At 52.2% G+C, this 21,944-nt stretch carries 23 protein-coding genes and 1 pseudogene; 11 read left to right on the forward strand and 13 right to left on the reverse strand.

Annotated elements, in window-relative coordinates:
• Positions 1-6 precede the first annotated feature (6 nt).
• The 8 genes and pseudogenes from B092_RS14645 (at position 7) to fliR (ending at position 5,893) form a co-directional block, all read left to right on the forward strand.
• Positions 7-1,392 carry a flagellar hook-length control protein FliK gene (locus tag B092_RS14645; RefSeq protein WP_018573974.1) on the forward strand — a complete coding sequence of 462 codons (1,386 nt, stop codon included), beginning with the start codon at positions 7-9 and terminating at the stop codon, positions 1,390-1,392.
• A gap of 136 nt (positions 1,393-1,528) precedes the next feature.
• Complete coding sequence (locus B092_RS0104095; RefSeq protein ID WP_018573975.1) at positions 1,529-2,032, forward strand: flagellar basal body-associated FliL family protein; 504 nt, start codon at positions 1,529-1,531, stop codon at positions 2,030-2,032.
• 3 nt (positions 2,033-2,035) lie between these two features.
• Positions 2,036-3,124: a flagellar motor switch protein FliM gene (fliM, locus tag B092_RS0104100; RefSeq protein ID WP_018573976.1), complete on the forward strand. Its 1,089-nt coding sequence runs from the start codon at positions 2,036-2,038 to the stop codon at positions 3,122-3,124.
• Positions 3,125-3,152: 28 nt separating this feature from the next.
• Positions 3,153-3,596, forward strand: coding sequence for a flagellar motor switch protein FliN (gene fliN, locus B092_RS0104105; RefSeq protein ID WP_018573977.1), 444 nt, complete (start codon positions 3,153-3,155; stop codon positions 3,594-3,596).
• An 18-nt stretch (positions 3,597-3,614) separates the two neighbouring features.
• A pseudogene (fliO, locus tag B092_RS15810) lies at positions 3,615-3,902 on the forward strand (flagellar biosynthetic protein FliO); the annotation flags it as partial.
• Between the two features lie 138 nt (positions 3,903-4,040).
• Positions 4,041-4,751: a flagellar type III secretion system pore protein FliP gene (gene fliP, locus B092_RS15815; protein WP_026253589.1), complete on the forward strand. Its 711-nt coding sequence runs from the start codon at positions 4,041-4,043 to the stop codon at positions 4,749-4,751.
• A 30-nt stretch (positions 4,752-4,781) separates the two neighbouring features.
• Positions 4,782-5,051, forward strand: coding sequence for a flagellar biosynthesis protein FliQ (fliQ, locus tag B092_RS0104115; RefSeq protein WP_018573979.1), 270 nt, complete (start codon positions 4,782-4,784; stop codon positions 5,049-5,051).
• A 50-nt stretch (positions 5,052-5,101) separates the two neighbouring features.
• Positions 5,102-5,893 (forward strand): flagellar biosynthetic protein FliR, encoded by a 792-nt coding sequence (gene fliR, locus B092_RS0104120; RefSeq protein WP_018573980.1) that lies wholly within the window; start codon positions 5,102-5,104, stop codon positions 5,891-5,893.
• On the opposite strand, the gene B092_RS13630 is transcribed toward fliR, so the two are convergent.
• From B092_RS13630 to flgB, 12 genes are all read right to left on the reverse strand, one after another.
• Complete coding sequence (locus B092_RS13630; protein ID WP_018573981.1) at positions 5,885-7,324, reverse strand: methyl-accepting chemotaxis protein; 1,440 nt, start codon at positions 7,322-7,324, stop codon at positions 5,885-5,887. The two genes, fliR and B092_RS13630, sit on opposite strands and share 9 nt — an antisense overlap.
• A gap of 18 nt (positions 7,325-7,342) precedes the next feature.
• A complete protein-coding gene (gene flgL, locus B092_RS0104130; protein ID WP_018573982.1) occupies positions 7,343-8,575 on the reverse strand; it encodes a flagellar hook-associated protein FlgL in 1,233 nt (410 codons plus the stop codon).
• Positions 8,576-8,587: 12 nt separating this feature from the next.
• Positions 8,588-10,237, reverse strand: a complete 1,650-nt coding sequence (gene flgK / locus B092_RS0104135) for a flagellar hook-associated protein FlgK (protein WP_018573983.1) — start codon at positions 10,235-10,237, stop codon at positions 8,588-8,590.
• A gap of 91 nt (positions 10,238-10,328) precedes the next feature.
• Complete coding sequence (gene flgJ / locus B092_RS13635) at positions 10,329-11,381, reverse strand: flagellar assembly peptidoglycan hydrolase FlgJ (RefSeq protein WP_018573984.1); 1,053 nt, start codon at positions 11,379-11,381, stop codon at positions 10,329-10,331.
• 18 nt (positions 11,382-11,399) lie between these two features.
• Complete coding sequence (locus tag B092_RS0104145) at positions 11,400-12,494, reverse strand: flagellar basal body P-ring protein FlgI (protein WP_051077705.1); 1,095 nt, start codon at positions 12,492-12,494, stop codon at positions 11,400-11,402.
• Positions 12,495-12,587: 93 nt separating this feature from the next.
• Positions 12,588-13,289 carry a flagellar basal body L-ring protein FlgH gene (locus B092_RS0104150; protein ID WP_018573986.1) on the reverse strand — a complete coding sequence of 234 codons (702 nt, stop codon included), beginning with the start codon at positions 13,287-13,289 and terminating at the stop codon, positions 12,588-12,590.
• Between the two features lie 36 nt (positions 13,290-13,325).
• Complete coding sequence (gene flgG / locus B092_RS0104155; protein WP_018573987.1) at positions 13,326-14,111, reverse strand: flagellar basal-body rod protein FlgG; 786 nt, start codon at positions 14,109-14,111, stop codon at positions 13,326-13,328.
• A 53-nt stretch (positions 14,112-14,164) separates the two neighbouring features.
• Entirely contained in the window at positions 14,165-14,935 is a 771-nt protein-coding gene (locus B092_RS0104160) for a flagellar basal body rod protein FlgF (RefSeq protein ID WP_018573988.1), read from the reverse strand.
• Between the two features lie 17 nt (positions 14,936-14,952).
• On the reverse strand, positions 14,953-16,410 hold the full coding sequence (locus tag B092_RS0104165) for a flagellar hook protein FlgE (RefSeq protein WP_018573989.1): 1,458 nt from the start codon (positions 16,408-16,410) through the stop codon (positions 14,953-14,955).
• Between the two features lie 31 nt (positions 16,411-16,441).
• The gene (locus B092_RS0104170; RefSeq protein ID WP_018573990.1) at positions 16,442-17,116 is read right to left on the reverse strand and encodes a flagellar hook capping FlgD N-terminal domain-containing protein; all 675 of its coding nucleotides are present in this window, start codon (positions 17,114-17,116) and stop codon (positions 16,442-16,444) included.
• 16 nt (positions 17,117-17,132) lie between these two features.
• On the reverse strand, positions 17,133-17,552 hold the full coding sequence (gene flgC, locus B092_RS0104175; RefSeq protein WP_018573991.1) for a flagellar basal body rod protein FlgC: 420 nt from the start codon (positions 17,550-17,552) through the stop codon (positions 17,133-17,135).
• A gap of 19 nt (positions 17,553-17,571) precedes the next feature.
• The gene (gene flgB / locus B092_RS0104180; protein WP_026253592.1) at positions 17,572-17,982 is read right to left on the reverse strand and encodes a flagellar basal body rod protein FlgB; all 411 of its coding nucleotides are present in this window, start codon (positions 17,980-17,982) and stop codon (positions 17,572-17,574) included.
• Positions 17,983-18,133: 151 nt separating this feature from the next.
• Here flgB and flgA point away from each other — a divergent pair, with 151 nt between their 5' ends.
• The 3 genes from flgA to flgN all read left to right on the forward strand — a co-directional run bounded on the left by flgA (position 18,134) and on the right by flgN (position 19,825).
• The gene (gene flgA, locus B092_RS13640) at positions 18,134-18,877 is read left to right on the forward strand and encodes a flagellar basal body P-ring formation chaperone FlgA (RefSeq protein ID WP_083907458.1); all 744 of its coding nucleotides are present in this window, start codon (positions 18,134-18,136) and stop codon (positions 18,875-18,877) included.
• A 123-nt stretch (positions 18,878-19,000) separates the two neighbouring features.
• Positions 19,001-19,300 (forward strand): flagellar biosynthesis anti-sigma factor FlgM, encoded by a 300-nt coding sequence (gene flgM / locus B092_RS13645; RefSeq protein ID WP_018573995.1) that lies wholly within the window; start codon positions 19,001-19,003, stop codon positions 19,298-19,300.
• A 12-nt stretch (positions 19,301-19,312) separates the two neighbouring features.
• Positions 19,313-19,825: a flagellar protein FlgN gene (flgN, locus tag B092_RS0104200; protein ID WP_018573996.1), complete on the forward strand. Its 513-nt coding sequence runs from the start codon at positions 19,313-19,315 to the stop codon at positions 19,823-19,825.
• Here the strand turns inward: flgN and flhA are convergent.
• On the reverse strand, positions 19,822-21,924 hold the full coding sequence (gene flhA, locus B092_RS0104205) for a flagellar biosynthesis protein FlhA (RefSeq protein WP_018573997.1): 2,103 nt from the start codon (positions 21,922-21,924) through the stop codon (positions 19,822-19,824). The two genes, flgN and flhA, sit on opposite strands and share 4 nt — an antisense overlap.
• Positions 21,925-21,944: the final 20 nt, after the last annotated feature.

Here is a 21,944-nt window from a genome sequence, read left to right on the forward strand (position 1 = left end):
TTGACCATGACAATTATCAGCACCCAGATCAAAATCAACGCAGGCACCGCCAATATGGCCGCAGAAAACACGGCCAGCCCTGCCGGACAAAACACTTTTTCGGCGCTGCTTGCCATGCAGGCGCCAGCCACGGCGCCCGCTCCCGTACCCGGCACTGAAAAGGCAACGGCTGCACCAACACCCAATACCGCTGCCGCAGGTACGCAAACCGGCAATACGCAGGCAAACCAGGCACCACAGCAAGGCAGCACCAGCCAGCCAGCGGAAACCGCTCAAGCCACTCAAGCCGGCAATGAAACCGTGGCAAATGAAGAAGCGACGGCAGAAACCATCCCTGCCAGCGATACACAGGCCGTCAAAACCGGTACCGGCAATAAAAAAGATTTACCCCCGTCACGAATCGGCACGGCTGAAGCCGGTGTAGCCCTGCCAATTGACGCAGAGGCTGAAGAAAACCCCGGGCTTGCCACTTTGCCCTTTGATAACCCGCTGGTGAATACGGTTTTTGAGCAGCTGATCCAGCCACAACGTTTTCTGTCACAGCAACTTGCCCAAAAACAGCGCTTGGCGGAAAACGGCTTGCACAGCGCCCGGCCAGTATTGAATGCCAGCCTGGAAGCGGCTCTGTCAAACCCTGCCAATGAGCTGGAAAGCCTGCCCGAGGTACTGCAAACCGCCCTGCAACAAAGCGGCAACGCCCTTAAAAAGGCAGCGGTTTTAAATATTACTCCTGAAGCCCGGGATAATGGAACCCCCCTGTTTGCCACACAAACAGATGCCAAGGCACTGGCATTTGACAGCCTGTTGCAACAGCAACAACTGCAACAATGGCAGGAACAGCAAGGCAAGCTGCCAGGCAGTGCGGCCAATATCACAGAGGTCGCTACCGGTATCAATAGCCAGAATTCCGTAGCGGCAGCCGGGTCAAGTGCGGCACCACAGGCCGCAGCACTTGCCGTTGGCACTTCGTTTTACCATCCCGGCTGGTCACAGGCCATGGCACAGCAGCTGGCTACCCAGGCCAGCCTGTTCTTCAGGCAACAGGCCAACGGTACTTATGTAGCGCAAATGCGCCTGGACCCGCCCGAACTGGGCCCGATCAAGGTGTCCATCAGCATCCAGGATGGTGTGGCACAAGCCGCTTTTACGGCGGCCACGCCGGCTGTGCGCCAGGCCATGGAAAGCGCCCTGGCCGATTTGCACCAGGCCCTGCAGGAAAAAGGCATAAGCCTGGGCCAGGCACAGGTTGGGCAAGATGACCGCCAGGAAACATTCCAGATGGCACAGGCGCCTACGCATAACAGCGCCCATAGCGATAACACCGAAACCCTGCCTGCCGAAACCGTAGCGGCTACCCAGTCCCGTGAAGGCTTAATTAACACTTTTGCCTGATTACACCCGGCCGGTTAAATCGGGGCCTGAAAGCAATGAGCCGGAATAAAGGAAAAACCCCCTTTATTCCATGGTATGCTTTGCCTTTTTTTATGCGAAAATATCATTAACTTTTTAGTATGTTGGCAATTTGTTCATGAGCACAAATGAAAATAAAGAGAAAAAATCAGGCTCTTTCATGAAAGTCCTGATGATTATTATTCTTAGTTTAGGCATCGGTGGCGGTGGCATATGGTATTACACCACCCAAATTGCAGCCAGTCCCGTACCCGAGGCCGCCATGCAGCAGCCTCAAGAGCCTGCCGCACAACCGCTTGTCAGTGCCAATCCCATTTTTCTTGAGCTTGAGCCCTTTACCGTCTCCCTGAACCAGAACGGTTTCTCGCGGGTGCTGTATATTGGCTTTACCCTGCGCTTTGAAGATGAAAACAGCCGTAAACGGGTAGAAAAGTACTTGCCTGAAGCGCGCAGCCGCATCCTGATTGAACTGTCCAGCCTGAACCCGGAAACCATTCATGACAAGGAAATGCCCCAGCTTATTAAAGAGTCGGTAAAACGTGTACTGCAACCCGCCTTTGTGCCAGAGGTTTACACGCAGCATATCAACGATGTTCTGTTTACCAATTTTGTTGTGCAATAAACAATGGCCTACGATACGTTTTTATCTCAGAACGAGGTAGATTCCCTGTTCGCAGAAATCGAAGGTACCCCCACGCCTAAAACAATCCAGGAAGAACCGGTTTACCCGGATGGCGTGCGCCCGTATGACCTGTCATCGCCCGAGCGCATTGTACGCAAACGGATGCAAACCTTCGAGCTCATTAACGAACGTTTTGCCCGCAACCTGCGTGCCGTACTGCTTAGTTTCATGCGGCGCAATGCCGATGTGTCGGTATTGCCCATTAAAATCCAGACTTTTTCCGAGTTTGAGCGCAACCTGCCCGTGCCCAGCAACCTGAATATGGTCAAGCTAAGCCCCTTGCGCGGCATGTCGCTGTTCTGTTTCGACCCTACCCTGGTGTTTCTGGTTATTGAAACCCTGTTTGGCGGCCAAATCCAGCAAAACACCCGTGTTGAAGGGCGTGATTTCACCGCGACCGAACAACGCATTATCCAGCGTCTGCTTACCCATACCCTTGAAAGTTATGCGCACTCCTGGAAGCCGGTATACCCTATTGAATACCGTTACCTGCGCTCTGAAATGCACACCAAGTTTGCCAACATTACCGGTGCCAACGAAATTGTCGTGGTTACCCCCATTCGCATTGAATTTGGCACGATGGGCGGTTTGCTGAATGTGTGCCTGCCCTATTCCATGATAGAACCCTTACGCGACCTGTTAACCCAGCCTTTTCAGGATGAAACCGAAAAAGGCATCGAAAACAAATGGCTGCGCCAGCTGGCCGGGCAACTGCCTGAAGCCGAAGTGGAGCTGGTGGCAAATTTCACAACCATTGAAACCAGTGTTGCCGAATTGCTTGATTTGCAAGAGGGAATGGTGCTGCCTATCGAGCTTCCCGCTGAAGTAACCGCCACCATTGAAAACGTGCCGGTTTTAAAAGCCAAGTACGGAACTTATAACAATCATTACGCCTTAAACGTGACCGAACACCTGGAGGTACCTGTATTTGATGTACCCGAAAGCCAGCCAGCGCCTGTCACCCATGTTTCCATCGACGAGGAAATCGACCTTGATGACGAAGACAGCAATGTCTCTCAAACAAGCCGCTGACCTTTAAATTTTTTGATCTGACCAAAGCATGAGTAATACAACCCCACCTTCAGACGATATCAACCAGGATGACCTGGCCAGCGAATGGGAAAAGGCCATGGCCGAACAGGCCGAACAGGCCCAGCAAGCCAGCCAGCCAGAGACCCAAGACACTGATTCCATTTTCCAGTCTTTTGACCCCGAACCGCAGCAAAATGTCCATGATATTTCACTGATTAAAGACATTCCCGTGCAAATCAGCGTAGAGCTGGGACGCACCCGCCTGCCGATTAAAGACATTCTGAAACTGGGCCAGGGTTCTGTAGTTGAATTGAATGCGGCCGCTGGCGAGCCAATGGATGTGCTGATTAATGGCATTCTGATTGCACAGGGTGAAGTTGTGAGTGTCAATGGCAATTACGGGGTCCGTCTTACCGACATTATCACCCCCGCCGAACGCCTGAACCGGCTGAACCGCAGCGGGCGCCGCTAGGCACTGCAAGCTCAAGACATGAACGAAGTTGCCATTATCAGGGTATTTGCCGCATTGGGGCTGGTGCTTTTATGCATTATCCTGTTTGGCCTGGTAGTTCGTAAAACGGGTTTTCCCGGCAAATTGGGCAGGGCCGGCAGCCTGCCCGTTATTTCCCGCACACCGCTTGGGCAACGTACTGAAATTGTGGTGGTACAGGCCGGGCAGGAACATTTGGTATTGGGCGTGACGGCCCAGCAAATAAATTTACTGCATAAAATGCCGGCCCCGGAAACCGCCGCTACCGGCACGAAACACGCCACCAGCAAGCCGGCTGGCAATCCCGAAGAAAACTTGCCTGATACCCCTGGGGCCCCTGGTTTGCCTGCCGAAAAGCGCGCTTTCCATAAAACCCTGCTGCATCACTTAAACCGGCGTTTTCTGGTGCTGCCTTTCCTGTTTGGCATGCTGTTTCTGGCTTCCGACACGGTTTTTGCGCAGGCCCTGCCCGCCCTGAGCAGCACCAGCAACCCCGACGGCTCTGAAACCTATTCCCTTAGCATGCAAACCCTGATCCTGCTAACGGGGCTCAGTTTTTTACCGGCCGTTATTTTAATGATGACCGGTTTTACCCGCATTGTGATTGTGCTGGGTTTATTGCGCAATGCGCTGGGTACGGGTACCTCGCCTCCCAACAGCGTGCTTATCGGGCTGTCTTTGTTCCTGACGTTTTTTGTGATGTCACCGGTACTGGATCAAATTACCGAACAGGCCTATGTGCCGCTTAATAACGGGGATATTACGTTTGAACAGGCGGTGGAACGGGCCAGCGTCCCGATCCATACCTTCATGATAGGGCAAACCCGGGAAACCGACCTGGCCTTGTTTGCCGATATGGCCAATATCAGCGAGTTTGAAAACCCGCAGGCGGTTCCCATGCGGATCCTGATTCCCGCTTTCATTACCAGTGAATTGAAAACCGCCTTTCAGATCGGCTTTACCATTTTCATTCCCTTTCTGATTATTGACCTGGTAATTGCCAGTGTCCTGATGTCACTGGGCATGATGATGGTGCCGCCGGTCACCATTTCCCTGCCATTCAAACTGATGCTGTTTGTTCTGGCCGATGGCTGGCATTTGCTGCTGGGCTCGCTGGCCCGCAGTTTTTACCAATAGCGCCATGCAACTGTTTACAAGGAAAAGCGCATGACCTCTGAAACCATTATGTCCATGACTTATATTGCATTGCGCCTGGCTTTCAGCATGGCTGCGCCTTTGCTGCTTACCACCCTGCTGGTGGGGTTATTGATTGCCATTTTCCAGGCCGCCACCCAAATTAACGAGATGACCTTGTCTTTCATTCCCAAAATCCTGGCGGTGGGTGCCATGCTGGTTTTGCTTGGCCCCTGGATGATGGGTTCACTCACGGATTATATTCGTGAGTTGTTCACCTCCATCCCGACCCTGGCCCAATAAGCCACCATCAATGCGTTACCTTGGCATAACGGCATGCTGCCCGGTTTGTTATGATTAGCTTTACCCTAGAACAGCTTTATGGCTGGATCGGCATGTTTCTGTGGCCCTTTTTCCGGATTGCCGCTTTTGTGGGCAGTGCGCCGGTTTTGGGGGAGTCCAGCGTGCCCATTTATGTAAAAATAGGGGTTTCCGTTATTTTAACGGTTGCCATTTCAGCCTTTATCCAGCCCTTTGACACCATTCCGCCCGATTCATGGGCCGCCATGGCCATGATTGCCAAGCAGGTGGTTATTGGCATGGCAATGGGCTTTACCATGCGTATTGTATTTGCCGCGGTTATTATGGCAGGCGAGCTTACCGGCTTGCAAATGGGGCTTTCATTCGCCTCATTTTTTGACCCGTCCGCCGGCAATACCAGCGTTTTGGCACGTTTGCTTAATACCCTGGCAATGCTTATTTTTATTGCCGGCAACGGGCACTTGATTCTGGTTGCAGGGCTGGCCCGTTCATTTGAAATTATTCCGCTTGCCGCCGGCACCCTTCACCTGAACGGTATCGGGCAGCTGATTGAATGGAGCTCGCAAATTTTTATTGCGGGCATGTTAATTGCCATGCCCATGATTGTGGCGCTGTTAACCATTAACCTGTCCATGGGTATTTTAAACCGGACGGCACAGCAGCTTTCCGTGTTTTCGGTTGGTTTCCCCATTACCTTAACCTTTGGCTTGCTGCTGCTGTTAATTATCCTGCCCTATCTGAACCAGTTTATGGAATCTTTCATTTATAACGGTTTTGAACAGATGGGGCAGGTTATGGATGGCTTTACCAATGAATCAGAATGAGGTCCATTCCTCTTCTTTCACCTTGCCCGGCTTGAAGGGTGAGCGCAGGTCTTCAGCCGCATCGGTTATCAAGGCCACGTCTTTTTCACCTTCTTCCATGCGCTGATTCCAGGCCTGTTGCAGGCTGGCGGGCAAGGCCGTTTGCGGTTTGGGCAATGCGACGGCTTTGGGCTTTTGCGTACTGTTTATTTTTGACTGGTAAATCGCCTGATCTACAAAAGAACGATGCCCATTGGTCATGAGAACCGCCATTGAATTCATGGCATCATCAATATGATGGTTCAGCAATTCGGTGGAGCTTGCCAGCATTTCCACCAGTTCGGCATTTTGATGCGTCACGTTATCCATCTGGGTCACGGCATGATTGATCTGGTCTATACCGGTTGCCTGTTCTTCGGTAGCCGATGAAATTTCACCCATGATGGTTGTTACCTGTGAAATTGAGGTCACGATGTTTTTCATGGTTTCACCGGCCTGTTCCACCAGATTGACCCCTGAACCCACCTGACTGACAGAGGCGTCAATCAGCAGCTTGATTTCCTTGGCCGCTTCGGCACTGCGCTGGGACAGGGCCCGCACTTCGGAAGCCACCACCGCAAAACCATTACCCTGCTCGCCCGCACGGGCAGCCTCAACCGCCGCATTGATGGCCAGGATATTGGTTTGAAACGCAATGCTGTCAATCATGTTGACAATATCGGATATTTTCTTTGAACCGTCGGAAATATCATGCATGGTGGTTACCACGTTTTGCATGACTTCACCGCCTTTTTCGGCCACAAGCGATGCATCACGCGCCAGCTGATTGGCTTGGCGGGCATTATCGGCATTCTGCTTGACCGTGCTGGACATCTCTTCCATACTGGCTGCGGTTTGCTGGAGTGCGGCAGACTGCTGTTCGGTGCGGGCACTTAAATCCTGTTCGTCGGCACCCAGCTTCTCGCCATATTCCTTAATGACCGACAGGTTGTTGCGAACACGGTCTACAATACTGCCCAGTTTTTCCTGCACGTTGACCAGCCCGCGCATAAGGCGCGCCACTTCATTATTGCCATTGATCTGGATGTTCTGGTTAAGCTCACCTTTTGCCATACGGCCAAAGTACTCTTCCACCCGGGCAAAAGGCTTGACAATCACAGCCGTTAGCAGGCGATACACGAAAAAAGCAAAACCCAGGGTACACAAGGCAATAACAATTGAAATAACAATCATGTATTGCGTACTTTTTTCTGACTGGGCCAGAATCGCACTGTTTTGCAGGGCAACATCGGCTGGTGCATATTGGGCCACGGCCTGGCTCAGGGCCTTAATAGCCTGCGTGCTTTGCATATTGCTGATGATTGTCATTGCCAATACTGAAAAGGTACCCAGAATAATAACGGCAACCAGAATACGCAGGCTGTTCTTGATTTGAATGGCTGATAAGTTCATTGTTTAAGCTCCAACTGTTTATCCCAAAATTTCAAACAGGCTTAAACCCTGTATTTTGCTGAATGCCATGGATGCGGCCTGCAAGGCCAGATTACGCTGCATAAGCTCTGTGCTTGCCTCATAAAAATCCACGTCTTCAAGATTGGAAATTTCATTTTTGAAATCCAGCGTGCGCTGTTCACCGCTTGCATCAAGGGCTTCTATTTCATTCATGCGTACACCCACCGATGCCCTCACATTAAGCACCGTGTCATAATTGGCACTGATACGTTCAGAGGCAAAAGCCAGCGTATTGTATAAACGGCTTTTTGCCACTTCATCATTACTGATGGGTGTATTCAGTGCCTCGGAAAGCTGTGCAAGGGTATCGAAAATATTGATATTTTCATTATGAATATTATTAACACTGAAACTGTCACCCTCTTGTGGCACGCCTGAAAATGCCACCTTGACCCCCCAGGAAAGCGTAATACCCGGATTGGCCTCATCAAAAACAAAAGGCCCTTCGGTACTGCCAACCACGCCAGAGGCATCAGAAATACTGACGGTATAGCTTAAGGGTGAACCGCTGAAGGCAACTGAATAATTCTGTCCTGAATTGGCTTTAGGATCAAACACTTCGGGACTGTTAATAACACCCGTGCCAGTATTGCCTGCCGCAGCACTGGTAACGTAACTGTTGGCACCCGACACCGCTTTCATGAAAATATCGTACCCCGTGTCGGCAGAACTTAACTGGCGCAGGGAACTTACCTGAATGGCGCGATTGCCGCTATCGCCCTGCCAGCTGATATTGCCAAACGCATCCTTGCCAAAGGCGGATATATTTCCCTGGTTGCCAGAAAAAAGGTATTGCCCGTTGCCATCGGTACTGTTGGCCAGACCCAGCAATTGTTCGCGCAGGCTGTCCACCACTTCACCCAGGGTGGCTCTGTCGGCATCGGAAAAGGTGCCATTACCCGCTTCAACCAGCCGGGTTTGCACCGCCTGAATGGCTAATGTCACTTCACTTAAAATACTTTCTTCAAACTTGAGGTTTTGCATGGCAACCGAACGGTTTTCGGCAAAACGGTCATTGACCGCCATGCTATTGGCCAGATTCAATGCGCGTGCCGCACCCAGCGGATTATCTTTGGGAGAGGTGATTTTCTTACCGGTGCCGATCTGGTTAAAAGTATCAAGCTGACGGGCCTGCTGGGTGTTAATGGTATTCAATCCGATTTTATAGAACTGGCTGGTACTGATACGCATGTCTGTTTTTCCTTACTTCAAGGCTAAAATCGTATCCATCAGTGTGGTACTGACGTCAATAATACGGGAAGCCGCAATAAACATTTCCTGGGCCGCTTCAAGATTGATGTACTCTTCATTCAGGTTTACCCCTGAAATGGCCTGCTGGGCTGCATAGCTCTGATCGGTCAGCACGTTCTGGGCGGTCAGCCTGACTTCATTTTGCTGCGCCTGGATACCTACCCGGTTCACGATTTGCGAAAAAGCCTCGTTAAATGTTTTAACGCCTCCCAGCACTTTGGCCGTTTGCAGCTGTGCCATGGCCAGGGCATTGTTCCCATTGGCCGAGCCACCATCAAGGTCGGCGGCGGCAACTTGCTCGGCACTGTTCATGGTCAAGGCTATTTGCCCGGCGGTTTGCAACACGCCAGACAGTATCCATTTATCACCGGCAGAAGCGGTGCCCGACATATTTAATTGCATGCCATCAATGGATACGTTTTCCAGCGAACTGCCTGAAAACAGAAGCTGTTTATCATCGTTGCGGGTAACCCGATAATTGGCACCGTCGTAATAAATTTCATATTCTGATGCGGTAATTTTGCTGGCGGCATCAGCTTCAAACCCAGCCGTTACCTGCATGTTTCCCACATTCTGGGCATTCGCCCGGGCAACAGGAGCCGGTATGCTGAAGAAAGCCTGCCCAGGCTGGCCGTTCAGGTCAAGGCCCTGTGTATTGGCTTCGTTCATGGACAGTGCAAAGCTGGCTGCCAACTGCCCCACTTCCCTTAAGGCAACATCCAGGCTTTCCCTGCGGTACTGCAACAGGCCCGCCATGGAACCGGAAGTCAGCATTTGCTCATCAAGGAGCAGCTGGGTTGTTGCGCCGTTTTTACCGGACGGAATATTGGCATACACCACGGTCTGAGCCGGATTTTCTGCTGACGGCTCGGTGCTTAAGGGGTAAATTTGATTCTGGCTCAGCAATTGCTGGCCATTGCCAACCGAGAGGCTGACCTGCCCGTCCTGTTCCGTAACATTGACCCTGACGATTTGATTCAATTGTGAAATTTCATAATCACGCTGGTCCAGCAAATCGTTAGGGCTGTGATTGGGATTGGCCGAACTGGCCTGCACAATCTGTTGGTTCAGTGCCGAGATACGGGCCAGGTGTGAGTTGACCTGGGTTACCGCATTTTCAAGTTCGTTATTAATATCAGCCCGCTGCTGTTCAAGAAAACCGCTAAGCTCATTGAACTGGGTTACCGTTGTCTGGGCACGCCCCAGCAATTCCTGGCGAGCCGCCGGATCGGCCGGGTTGCTGGCAACCGCATTCAGGCCTTCAAAAAAATTCTGGATTGCCGGCGCGATACCCACTGTCCGGTCAGCCAGCACATTATTAAGCTGGTTAATCTGGCCGCCATAAGCCGCCAGAAAAGCGCTTTTGCCTTCATTGCCAACCAGTTGCCCGTTCAGAAAGGCACTGTATGACCGGCGCACGGTATCAACCGCAACGCCCCGGCCAAAAAAACCGTTACTCGAACTTGCGCTGCCTGCCGTGGAAATCATGGTTTCCTGCCGGGTATAACCAGCCGTATCGTAATTATTGATATTGTGGCTGGTGGTGGTTAAGCGTGCCTGCGCGGCATTTAAGGCGCTAAGACCGAGTTTGGCTAAATTCATAAATATCCGTATTTCAATGAATGATATGTCTTATGTATTAATTAACGGCCAATGTTGGAAAATCTTTAGCTGAAAGCCACAAACCGTTTATTTAAATGGCGGTTTTTGTACCCGGTGGGTTCAAGCCCGGATTTGTTGCCACCTGTTGCGTATCATTGAAATAAGCCATGATGCTTATCAGCTTGCTGGCATATTGCGGATCTGTGGCGTAACCCGCTTTTTGAATCTCACGGGCGGCTTCCTGGCCATTGCTGGCGCTTAGCACATGCCGGTAACGTTTATTGTTACTGATTAAGGCTGCATAATCGGCAAACGATTCTTCATAAGAATCGTAAGCCCGGAACGGCTGCTGAACCTTACGGGCGACACCGTTAATGTATTCGGTGGTCATGACATGAACCACCTTGCCACTCCAGTTGCCCGTGGCCTTGATGCCAAACAGGTTATGGCTGGTTTGGCCGTTTTCATCCATGATTTCCCGCTTGCCCCAACCAGACTCAAGTGCGGCCTGGCTTAAAATCAGGGAAGCAGGTATGCCCGATTCTGCCGCTGCCGCATTGGCGGCTGGCGCCATGGTGTCAATAAAATCACGCACTTTTTGCGACATTTTACCGGCCGCAGCGACTGTATTGGACAGGCTTTTCCGTACGGTACTGCCCTGATCTGCCAGCGATTTGATTAACTTGCCAATGGAATCAACACTTTTATTACTGATATCTACATGGGTACCTGCCTGTGTTCCGGTAGTGGCAGTGGCTGTCACCAGCCCGGTTCCGGCAGTGGCCGCATCGGGGCGACTTGCCTGAATCTGTTCAAGCAAAGCCTGGGCCAGCCCGATTCCCTTACCCTGCGCCAACTCCAGTGATACCTGTTCATCGGCCATGGATTGCACCAGACGGGTCTGGTCATTATCAAAAACACCATTGCCAAAATGACTGCTTCGTGCCTGTTTCATTAGGGTTTGGATGAACAGGGCTTCAAATTGCTGCGCAACTTCTTTTTCACCCTTTTCTATGGCTTCAAGGCTGGTATTCAGTTTACCGGCCACCTGTTGCCTGAGCTGTTGCAGCGAGTTGATATCCATCACAAAGCTGGGGGCAGCATTATTTTGGCCCGGACGCGGTGTATAGGTCGTGATTGACATGACAATTTTCCTGTTACTTCAGATTATTTCCAGTTCGGCCCTTAAGGCCCCGGCACTTTTCAGGGCCTGCAATATAGAGATCAGATCCTGGGGGCTGGCACCCAAGGCATTCAGGGCACGCACCACATCGGTCAGCCTGATGCTGCGGTTAACCACTTGCAGCTTGCCTTTTTGCTGTTCAAGCTGAATTTGGGTATTGGGCGTGACAACGGTTTGACCGCCACCAAAAGGCGTATCGGGCTGGTTCACGTCAAAACCCTGCTCAATCATGACTGACAGGCTGCCAAACGCCACGGCTGCCTGATCAATGGTAACGGTCTGGTTCATGACGACGGTACCGGTACGGGCATTGATAATAACCTTGGCCCGGGCCGCTGCCCGTTTGACGTCAATACCCTGCAAACGCGCCAGAAATGAAGTTTGTGCCAATTCGGAGTTTGGCCCTCTTACCTGAATGACCCGTCCGTTCAGGGCAATGGCGGCACCCGCCCCCATTACCCGGTTAATCGCAGCCACGGCATTTTCCGTTGTACCAAAATCGGTATCATGCATTTCAAGCAGGATCATGCCATCTTTGCCTAGGCGGGTGGGAACAGTGCGTTCCACCAAGGCACCACCGCTAATCATGCCGCCATTAAGCTGGTTAAGCTGCACTTTGCTGCCCCCCGCTTCGGCACCGGCCCCACCCACCACGATATTGCCTTGCGCCAGCGCATAGACCTGATTGTCGGCCCCTTTCAGGGGTGTCATTAACAGGGTGCCGCCACGCAGGCTTTTGGCATTACCCATGGAAGAAACGTTAACATCAATGGATTGGCCCGGCTGGGCAAAGGAAGGCAGTGTGGCGGTAACCATAACGGTCGCCACATTCTTGACCTGCATGTTCACGCCCGCAGGCACGGTGACCCCCAGCTGGGCCAGCATGTTGGTTAAGCTTTGCTGGGTAAAGGGAGACTGCCTGACCTGGTCGCCAGTGCCATCAAGCCCCACCACCAGGCCGTAACCAATCAACTGGTTGTCACGCACCCCCTGGATGGACGCCAGGTCACGCAAAGGTTCCGCCATCACATGTACTTGCGGCAATACTGGCAGCAAGGCCAGCACCACCAGCATTTTCAATCCCTTTTTTTTCAATTTGCCCAGCTTCATGCCTAGCACCTTTTTAATCTTTTGAAGCCTGTTAGTAACGCGTATTGTCATGAACGATCAGAACGGCGCCAGATTAAGGAAAATACGCTGCAGCCAGCCCATGGTTTGCACTTCATCCATCACGCCCTTGCTGCGAAACTCGATACGCGCATCGGCAACCCGGGTAGAAGAAACCGTATTGGTACCGGTAATGGAACGCGGGTCAACCACCCCTGAAAAGCGGATATGTTCACTGCCCTGATTGATGGCAATCGCCTTTTCACCGGCAATCCGCAGATTGCCATTGGCAAGTACATCAATAACCGTGGTGGTAATTTGCCCGGTAAACATATTATTGGCTGAGCTGCTGCCCTGCCCTTTCATGTCGTTCTGCCCAGCTGCCGTAAACTGTTCACCGGCAGACAGTTTACTGGGCATCCAGTCGGGGGCTGCGGTAACGCCGATATCAATACCGCCATCACGGTTGGTGGCAGTTGCCACCTGCTTGGAAGCATTGGTTTTTTCTTCTATCATGACCGTAACGATATCGCCGATATTGCGCGGACGGCGATCTTCAAACAGGGGAAAACTGCCCGCCCGGCCAGCACGGTAAATGGAACCGTCAGGCTCTGCATAGGCATCCGCCTGCGAGGATTGCGGCGTGGCGGTAAGCGGCCCTTCCACGATTTTCGGATGAGGCACCATGGCACAGCCAGCCACCAGAAGCAGCAAAACAGCACCTGTTGCAAAAGAACGCAGTGAACGCAGAAACAAACTCATTTTCCTTACCATATCAATCAGGCAGTGTCATACCGCCTAAACCTGTGTCAAGCGCGCCAGCATCTGATCGGACGTGGTAATGGCTTTGCTGTTCATTTCATAAGCCCGCTGGGTCGCAATCATATTAACCAGCTCTTCGGCAACGTTTACGTTTGAAGTTTCCGCATATTGATGCAGAATCAGGCCAGTGCCATCCAGCCCGGGGGTAGAAACCGTTTCCGCACCGGAAGCATCGGTGGCCGCATACAGGTTTTCACCCACGCTAAGCAAACCCGGGGGATTCACAAAAGTGGTCAGTTCCAGCTGCCCCACCTGAATACTGGTACCCGCATTACCCGGCTGCGTTACCGATACGGCACCATCACGACCAATTTCAATGGTAAGGGCATTATCGGGAATCATGATGGCAGGCTGAATGGGATAGCCCCCAGCCGTTACCAGTTGCCCGTTCTGGTCCAGTTGCAGGGAGCCGCTGCGGGTATAGGCAAAGGTGCCATCGGGCATTTCCACTTGCAGGAAGCCCTTGCCCTGTATGGCAATATCAAGCGTATTGCCAGTATTGCGCAAATTACCCTGGGTATGAATCCGCTCGGTGGCAACCGTGCGTACACCCGCGCCCAGCTGCAAACCGGTTGGCAGCTGGTTGGCATCGCCCACCTGTGCGCCGGGCTGCCTGATGTTTTCATACATGAGGTCTTCAAAAATCGCACGGCTGCGCTTGAAACCATCGGTATTCACGTTGGCAAGGTTATTGGAAATCACATCCATATTGGTTTGCTGGGCTTCCAGCCCGGTTTTTGCTATCCAAAGCGAACGAATCATGTTGTTTTACCTGTTTAAATCAATTTTGCCTGTATCCGGCTGGCCGGACAGTATTAACTGGATGAAGAAAGCAGGCTGTTGCCGCTTTGTTCAATCGTGCTCAATTCTTTTATCATCTTCATTTGCAACTCAAAGCGCCGGGCATTCTGGATAAGGCCAATCATGCTTTCGGCGGCACTGACGTTACTGCCTTCAAGACCACCGGAAAGAACGGTTGGCTGTTCCATGGCTGGCAGGGCATAAGGTTCGCCCTGCCCATTAAGCGCGCGGAACAGGCCATCTTCGCCCCGTACCAGGTCTGCATTGGCGGCATCGGCAATTTTCAGAGAAGCCACACGCTGCACTTCGGTGGCGGCATCACCGTCACCCAGAACATTAATGCCGCCCGAACGCTCAATCCCGATTGAATTTGCATTGGGTATTTCAATGGGCTGGCCATCTTCGGACAGGACCATCAGACCCCCTGAAGTGACCAGCAGGCCATCGCTGTTAATTTGCAGGCTGCCGCCACGGGTATAAGCTTCACTGCCATCAATGGCCCTGACGGCAAACCAGCCTTCACCCTGAATGGCCACATCCAGCGCTCTGCCGGTGGTCATGAAAGCTCCTTGCGCCATCAGACTGTCAGCCGTTGTGGCAACGGTCATTACCCTGGTGGTACGCTCATTGCCCATTTCCTGGCTGATTACCGGTGTTGAACGATAATTTGCCATTTGCGCCCTGAAGCCAGGCGTACTGATATTGGCAAGGTTGTTCGACAGGGCCGACTGCTGTTCCAGAATCCGGGAAGCGCCATTACCCGCCGTATAAATTGCACGATCCATAAACTGATAAACCTAATTTAACGCAGGGAAATCAGGGTTTGCAAAAGCTGGTCCTGGGTTTTGATGGTTTGTGCATTGGCCTGATAATTGCGCTGGGCAATAATCATGTTGACCAGTTCTGTACTCATGTCCACGTTGGACTCTTCAACCGCCTGCCCCTTGAGCAGGGGCATATTGCTCATGCCTGGCCGGCCCACAATGGGCTGGCCTGATGCACGGGTTTCTTCCCAGGCATTGCCGCCTATGGGGTTCAGGCCATTCATATTATTGAAATTGGCCAGTGCCACATAACCCACTACCTGCGACTCGCCATTGGAGTAGCTGGCAATAATGGCCCCATCCGAAGCAAAGGCCAGGCCATTGTATTCACCGCTTGCATAACCGTCCTGCACGGAATTGGGCGAAAACGCACCGGCAAATTGAGTACTGCCGGTGTAATCCATGGTAATCACCAGGGCTTCGGCCGGTGCGCCATTAATGCCTGGCTGGTTAACCGTGACCGGGATCCTGCTGTCGCTGGTTAAACGTCCAATGCTGTCAAAGGTCATGCTGACAGGGCCGCCAGAGGCCGGAGAATCTACCGGCACGCTATCCAGATAATAGTAAACGTCCCATTGGCTTTGCGTGCCGCTACTGCCTTCACGCTTGACAAAATATTGGGTTAAGTGGTGCGGATTACCCAGTGAGTCATACACGGACATATTCTGCGAATGGGTGAAACTGGCCGAATCGGCAGGAGAAAACGGCCTTGCCTCAAGGGCGGCCGAATAGGCCACTTCTGGCTGCATGATACCGGTAACCACCTGACCGCCAGCCAGTGTAATGGTAGAGCTGCCATTACCATAAGTGCCATCTTTCGGAGCAGCTATTATTGCGCCACTGGCATCGGTCCAGACCAGACGGCCCATACTGTTCTCACGATAGTAATAGGTATCTGCCGGATCGCTGCCACTGGCAAGCTGAACCTCCCCCAATACCTCGGCAGCACCGGTTTCAGAAATGATTTTTGCATTGGAATTCAGATTGGTAACAAACTCAACGCCCTGGGTAGGATTGGGCGCAATATTGCCAACCGGAATTTTCAAGGCCACCAGGTCGGTACCATTTTCACCCAGATAACCGGTCAAGCGCTGCCCCTGGTTATTGACAATGTAATTGTTCTGGTCGGCCTGAAACTGACCGTTGCGCGAATACATGACGTTACCGCTGGTATCCACCAACCTGAACAAGCCCTTTTCACCATCAATGGCCAGATCCAGCTCATTACCCGTTGCCGATACATTACCGTTGGTGAAACGCTGGTTAACTGCGGCCACCTGAACACCCATGCCAACACGTGAATTCCCATACACATCAGAAAATGCCACGCTGGATGCCTTAAACCCAACCGTTGCCGAGTTGGCAATATTGTTGCCAATGACGTCCAGATCCTGTGCCGAAGCGTTCAGTCCCGATAAACCCTGTCCAAATGCCATAATAAATGTTCACTTATAAAAAATTGATTACTCAGTTCATGACTTTGCGCAAATCAGTCAGCGCATAACGGCCTGTCAGCCCCAGATCCATTTTCATGCCTTCCGCGCTATAGGCCACGCTTTGCACCTGGCCATATTGCAGGGCTTCGGCTGCCACGGCACTGCCAGCCGCATCCAGCGCCGTTACTTTAAGCGTGTATTTACCGGCTGCCGCCTGGCTGCCGCCGTCGGTCAGTCCATCCCATTGCATGGAAATGACATCAACATTCTGTGGCCCCATTTCATAAGTTCTGGCCGGGTTGCCTGCCGCATCAAGAATTTCCACTTTGACGCTGGCGGCATCACTCATCAAGTCTATACCAAACGGTGTTGCCACCCCGGTTTCACCCAGCTTGATGGCTTCGCCCGGCACCAGCACATTACGCCCAATCAGGTTTGAAGCCTGCATGGACTGGGAAACATCCAGTTGCCCGGTCAGGGCCAGTACGGTCTGGTTAAGCTTTTCAATACCGCTTACCGTAGACAGCTGCGCCAGCTGGGAAGTAATACCTTCGTTATCCATCGGGTTGAGCGGGTCCTGGTTGCGCAACTGGGTCACCAGCAGGGTCAGGAACTGGTCCTGTGTTTCTACAATACTGCTGGCACCCAGGCTTGATGCCGTGCCGGCAGACGTTGACACACTGCCGCTTGAAGATATGCTTGTCATGAGATTCCTTTAGTGCTTATTGGCCCAATGCCAGCGTTTTCATCATGAGCGCCTTGGCCGTGTTAACAACCTCTACATTGGCCTGATAAGAGCGCGAGGCCGCAATCATATTCACGGTTTCCGCCACCACATCCACATTCGGCAAGGTCACGTAGCCATCACTGTTGGCATGGGGGCTTTTCGGGTCATACTGCAAACGCATGGGCGCCTGGCTTTCCACCACCGCACTGACTTGCACTCCGCCAATGGGATGAACCGTTTGCGCATTGCCCAATGGCGCCATCTGGAACACCACCTGTTTTGCCTTGTAAGCCTGCCCGTCTGGCCCGGCCACGCTTTGCGCATTGGCCAGATTGCTGGCAATAACGTTCAGGCGCTGTGAGCCGGCATTCAGCGCCGAGCCCGATATTTCAAAAATACTCATCATGGAAGACATGCTGTTTTCCTTTTAGCGGTCAATTGGATTGCAGGGCTGCCTGCAATCCATTCAGTTTATGGCTGAGAAATGTCAGGCTGGCCTGATACTGCATGGTGTTGTCCGCAAAAGCGATGCGCTCCACATCCATTTCAACCGTGTTGCCATCAAGACTGTTTTGTGTTGGCAAACGGTAATCCGGCGCAAAATTCAGCGGACTGCTGGCAGTCCCTGCGATATGACGGGCCGATGTCAGGTTTAACTGTGTATCGGGCAATCTTTTCTGCCCGCCAACGGCCTGGGCCAGGGCATCGCTGAAATTAAAATCACGGGCTTTATAATGCGGTGTATCGGCATTGGCAATATTGCTTGACAACAGTTCCATGCGTTTCTGGCGCAAGCCCACCGCTGTCTGCAAAAAATTGAATTCGTGACTGATTCTGTCCATAATATTTATCGCAACATACGCATAAAATGCAAAATTAAGCTATTACACTGAATATGATAAGCGCACGGCCCCCAAGACAAAGGCAGGGTCTATGGCGTTTTTTCCCCTTACTTTGTCTAAATCAGTATAAAAACAAAGCGCTACACTGGCTGTCATGAATCGCTTATTGTCTTTTCCTGCCATGCACAGACACTTTTCTTTCCTGCCCATACTGGCGGCCTGCCTGTGGCTGGCCCTGTCGGGCACACCCGCCCAGGCCCGGGAAAACAGCCCTGAACCCTCGGCGCTGCAGCTGCTTATCATGCAGGAAACAGAAGAGTTCCTGATAGAACAGGCTGCCGTTCTGAACGGCACGGCCGAAGCAAGCGCAGGCCTGCCCAATGAACGTACTTTTGCCAACTGCCACGAACGCAGCTATTTTCTTCCCGGCAAAGGCACCCTGCGCGCTGCCATGTCGGTAGGCATACGCTGCCTGGACAGTGGCAAAACAGAATATTTGCGGGCTTCCCTTGCCGTGAACGGCCACTACTACGTAGCCTCACAAACGCTGGACATGGGCCAGCTTATAATGGAAATGCATCTGACAGAAAAAGAAGGTGACTTGCTGAGTCTGCCAGCTGCGGCCCGCACGACACCCGACCAGCTTTTGGGGCAAATTGCCAATACCCGGATCAATGCCGGCAGTCCAATCAGGCTGAATATGATTCGCAGCGCACATTCCATCAGCAAGGGGCAACCGGTGCATTTGCAGGTAAAACACGGCCCGCTTACCGTCACCCAGCAAGGTGAAGCCTTGGGTACGGCAGATGTGGGGGCCAGCATCCAGGTCAAAACCCCTTCGGGCAAAATCATTATGGGTACCGTTGTCAATGCCAATACGGTTAATGTTCTGTTTTAATACGGCATGTTTTTAATTAAACCGTGATTTTTTTATTAAAGATTTTGAAAAAACATCCGTTAATCAGATTAAACCCATTATTTATGGATATCTTGTATTTCTCAAGATCAGGCATTACACATTATGACGCTTAAAATTTCTCCCGCATCGGTTTACCTGAATACAGCCACGGCAAGCAAACCGTCTGGCAAAGGCGCTGCAGCCCCCGCCGGTCAGGACCACGTAAACCAGAGTCCGACTGGCAGCAGTGCCAAGGTTGACCTCAGCCCGGTGGCGCGCGACCTGCAAAACCCCGGCAATGATATTGACCAGGCCCGTGTTCAGGCAATTCGCCAGGCATTGGCCGATGGCTCCCTTAACATTAACCCTTCCCGTATTGCCGATGGCATCCTGAACGATGTCATTGACGTACTTAAAAAATAATCAACCATCGCCATGAAAACGCCCGCCGAACACCAGAACAGCCAGCTTGCAGCCATCCAGTCCCAATTGGCAGGGGAAATCAGCCTGGTTCAGCGGTTTCTGGAAATCCTGGAACAGGAATCGGGGCATCTCATGCAATTTACCCAACCCGAAATACTGCAGCAACTGTCCACGCAGAAAGCGCAAGCGGCCAGCGCGCTTGACAGCGCCTACCGGCACAGAATGCAACTGGTACAGGCCGCTTTGCCAACAGGCCAGCCGCAGGCCCAAACACTGGATGCACTGCTATTGCAACTGGACCCGTTGCAAACAGGCAAGCTGGCGCAGCAATGGCATTATTACAACCGGCATTTAAGCCAGGCCAGAACCCTGAATGAAAACAACGGCCTGATGATTCACAGCTACCTGAAACACAATCAGGAAGCCATTGATGCCCTCAATCGCGCCGCCGGTGTCCAGCATACATACAACCATAAAGGGCAACGCAAAGCGGTTGCTTCCGGCAAACCCCTGGCAAGCGGCTAACCGCCAATCACCGCCGTCATTTTCATGATGCGGTCTTCGGGTATTTCAGTATTTGCCAGAACGGTCAATTGCGGAAAAGCATGCTTGAACATACGGGCCAAAGAAGCACGCAGCAAGGGGGAAACCACCAGCACCGACGGGTTTTCATGCACCATCTGTTTTTGCAATGCCAGTTCGGTTTCCGTATGCAGGTTGTCGGCCAGACCGGGTTCCAGTGTTCCGCTGGTAGTTAAGGCCTGGGTCAAGACCTGGGTAAGCTGTGGTGACAGGCCAATGACATTGCATTGACTGGTATCCCCAAAACACTGCTGCGTAATGGAACGGCCCAATGCCGTTCTGACTCTTGCTATCAGCTCTTCTATATTGATCATCATGCCTGGCTGGGTCTGGGCAGACAGGATTGGCCCCCATTCTGTCAATACTTCGACAATGGTTCGCATATCCCGGATATAAACACCGTCATTCAGCAGGCCACGCAATACATTATGCAATGTCGTAAGGGATACCGCCTTGGGCACAAAGTCTTCCACCAGGCGGGGTTCTTCTTTGGCGATATGATCCAGCAATTGCTGCACTTCCTGGCGTCCCAGCAAATGGGCGGCATGCTGTCCCAGCAAATGATTGATATGCGTGGCAATCACCGTACTGGCATCTACAACGGTATAGCCCATTACCTGGGCCCGTTCGCGCCAGTCTTCATTAATCCAGTAAGCCGTTAAACCAAAGGTTGGATCAACGGTTTTCTCACCTTCGGTCAATTCAAACTCAACCCCGCCCGGATCAATCGCCAGCCATTTCCCCGGCTGGATCTGTCCTTTGGCTATTTCCACCCCTGACAGCAGAATACGGTACTGGCTGGGGTGCAATTCCAGGTTATCGCGAATATGCACGGCAGGCGGCAGAAAGCCGACATTCTGGGCAAACTGTTTGCGCAGGCTGCGGATTCGGGAAATCAGCTCCGCGCCCTGTGCCTGGTCAACCAGACTGATCAGGCGATAGCCCACTTCCATTGCAAACGGTTCCACCAGGGAAACATCATCCCAGCGCGCCTCTTGCTGTGCGTCATCAGGCGCAGGCGCTTGCTCTGCTGCCGTATCTGGCTGCTGCGATATCTTTTCATTTTTTTGCTGGATCCGGTAACCAATATAAAAGAAAACCGCTGCCAACAGCAGAAAAGCCAGGTGCGGCATATTGGGAATCAGCCCCATAATGCCAATAATGGTGGCGGTAATATACAGCACCAGCGGATTGGAAAACAGCTGGCCCACCATTTGCTGGCCCACATCCTGGTTATTGGCCACCCGTGATACCACCACACCTGCGGCAGTTGAAATAATCAGGGCGGGAATTTGCCCCACCAGGCCATCACCAATCGTCAGCAGGGTATACGCTTCACCTGCCTCGGCAAAACTCAGGTCATGCTGCAAAATACCCACCAGCAAGCCACCGATAATACTGACAAACATAATAATCAGGCCGGCCACCGCATCACCGCGCACAAATTTGCTGGCACCATCCATGGCCCCGTAGAACTCAGCCTCCTGTGCCACTTCCGCCCTTCTTTTACGCGCATCGTCTTCGGCAATCAGGCCCGCATTCAGGTCGGCATCAATCGCCATTTGCTTGCCCGGCATCGCATCCAGGGTAAAACGGGCCCCCACTTCGGCAATCCGCCCGGCACCTTTGGTAATAACCACAAAGTTAATCAGGACCAGAATGGCAAAAACAACAATACCAACCGCAAAATTACCTCCCACCAGAAAGTGCCCGAAAGCCTCAATCACCTGGCCGGCGGCATCAGGCCCCGTATGCCCATGCATTAACACCACCCGGGTGGATGCCACGTTCAGGGAAAGCCGCAATAAGGTGGCAAATAGCAGCACGGACGGGAAAGAGGCAAAGTCCAGTGGTTTTTTGGTAAACATGGCCACCAGCAAAATCATGATGGACATGGCAATATTAAAAGTAAAGAACAGATCCAGCAGGAACGGTGGCAAAGGCAATACCATCATGGCCATAACCATGATAATAAGCAAAGGGCCAACCAGCATGCGGCTATTGGCTGAGTTCGGTTTCAATATGGCAAAAAAACTGTTCATGAATGCATATCAGGTGTAAA

Origin of the sequence: Oligella ureolytica DSM 18253, assembly GCF_000373745.1 — a bacterium.
Lineage (GTDB): Bacteria > Pseudomonadota > Gammaproteobacteria > Burkholderiales > Burkholderiaceae_B > Oligella > Oligella ureolytica.

Excerpts from the sequence above, each read along its gene's own strand:
- flgM (WP_018573995.1), top strand. The coding sequence starts at position 19,001 with ATGACGCTTAAAATTTCTCCCGCATCGGTTTACCTGAATACAGCCACG.
- B092_RS13630 (WP_018573981.1), bottom strand. The coding sequence starts at position 7,324 with ATGAACTTATCAGCCATTCAAATCAAGAACAGCCTGCGTATTCTGGTT.
- B092_RS0104165 (WP_018573989.1), bottom strand. The coding sequence starts at position 16,410 with ATGGCATTTGGACAGGGTTTATCGGGACTGAACGCTTCGGCACAGGAT.
- fliR (WP_018573980.1), top strand. The coding sequence starts at position 5,102 with ATGATTAGCTTTACCCTAGAACAGCTTTATGGCTGGATCGGCATGTTT.
- B092_RS0104160 (WP_018573988.1), bottom strand. The coding sequence starts at position 14,935 with ATGGATCGTGCAATTTATACGGCGGGTAATGGCGCTTCCCGGATTCTG.
- flgC (WP_018573991.1), bottom strand. The coding sequence starts at position 17,552 with ATGTCTTCCATGATGAGTATTTTTGAAATATCGGGCTCGGCGCTGAAT.
- fliQ (WP_018573979.1), top strand. The coding sequence starts at position 4,782 with ATGACCTCTGAAACCATTATGTCCATGACTTATATTGCATTGCGCCTG.
- fliP (WP_026253589.1), top strand. The coding sequence starts at position 4,041 with ATGCTGTTTCTGGCTTCCGACACGGTTTTTGCGCAGGCCCTGCCCGCC.
- B092_RS0104145 (WP_051077705.1), bottom strand. The coding sequence starts at position 12,494 with ATGCTGGTGGTGCTGGCCTTGCTGCCAGTATTGCCGCAAGTACATGTG.
- flgK (WP_018573983.1), bottom strand. The coding sequence starts at position 10,237 with ATGAATTTAGCCAAACTCGGTCTTAGCGCCTTAAATGCCGCGCAGGCA.
- B092_RS14645 (WP_018573974.1), top strand. The coding sequence starts at position 7 with ATGACAATTATCAGCACCCAGATCAAAATCAACGCAGGCACCGCCAAT.
- B092_RS0104170 (WP_018573990.1), bottom strand. The coding sequence starts at position 17,116 with ATGACAAGCATATCTTCAAGCGGCAGTGTGTCAACGTCTGCCGGCACG.
- B092_RS0104150 (WP_018573986.1), bottom strand. The coding sequence starts at position 13,289 with ATGAGTTTGTTTCTGCGTTCACTGCGTTCTTTTGCAACAGGTGCTGTT.
- B092_RS0104095 (WP_018573975.1), top strand. The coding sequence starts at position 1,529 with ATGAGCACAAATGAAAATAAAGAGAAAAAATCAGGCTCTTTCATGAAA.
- flhA (WP_018573997.1), bottom strand. The coding sequence starts at position 21,924 with ATGAACAGTTTTTTTGCCATATTGAAACCGAACTCAGCCAATAGCCGC.
- flgL (WP_018573982.1), bottom strand. The coding sequence starts at position 8,575 with ATGCGTATCAGTACCAGCCAGTTCTATAAAATCGGATTGAATACCATT.
- flgJ (WP_018573984.1), bottom strand. The coding sequence starts at position 11,381 with ATGTCAATCACGACCTATACACCGCGTCCGGGCCAAAATAATGCTGCC.
- flgG (WP_018573987.1), bottom strand. The coding sequence starts at position 14,111 with ATGATTCGTTCGCTTTGGATAGCAAAAACCGGGCTGGAAGCCCAGCAA.
- flgN (WP_018573996.1), top strand. The coding sequence starts at position 19,313 with ATGAAAACGCCCGCCGAACACCAGAACAGCCAGCTTGCAGCCATCCAG.
- fliM (WP_018573976.1), top strand. The coding sequence starts at position 2,036 with ATGGCCTACGATACGTTTTTATCTCAGAACGAGGTAGATTCCCTGTTC.
- flgA (WP_083907458.1), top strand. The coding sequence starts at position 18,134 with ATGAATCGCTTATTGTCTTTTCCTGCCATGCACAGACACTTTTCTTTC.
- fliN (WP_018573977.1), top strand. The coding sequence starts at position 3,153 with ATGAGTAATACAACCCCACCTTCAGACGATATCAACCAGGATGACCTG.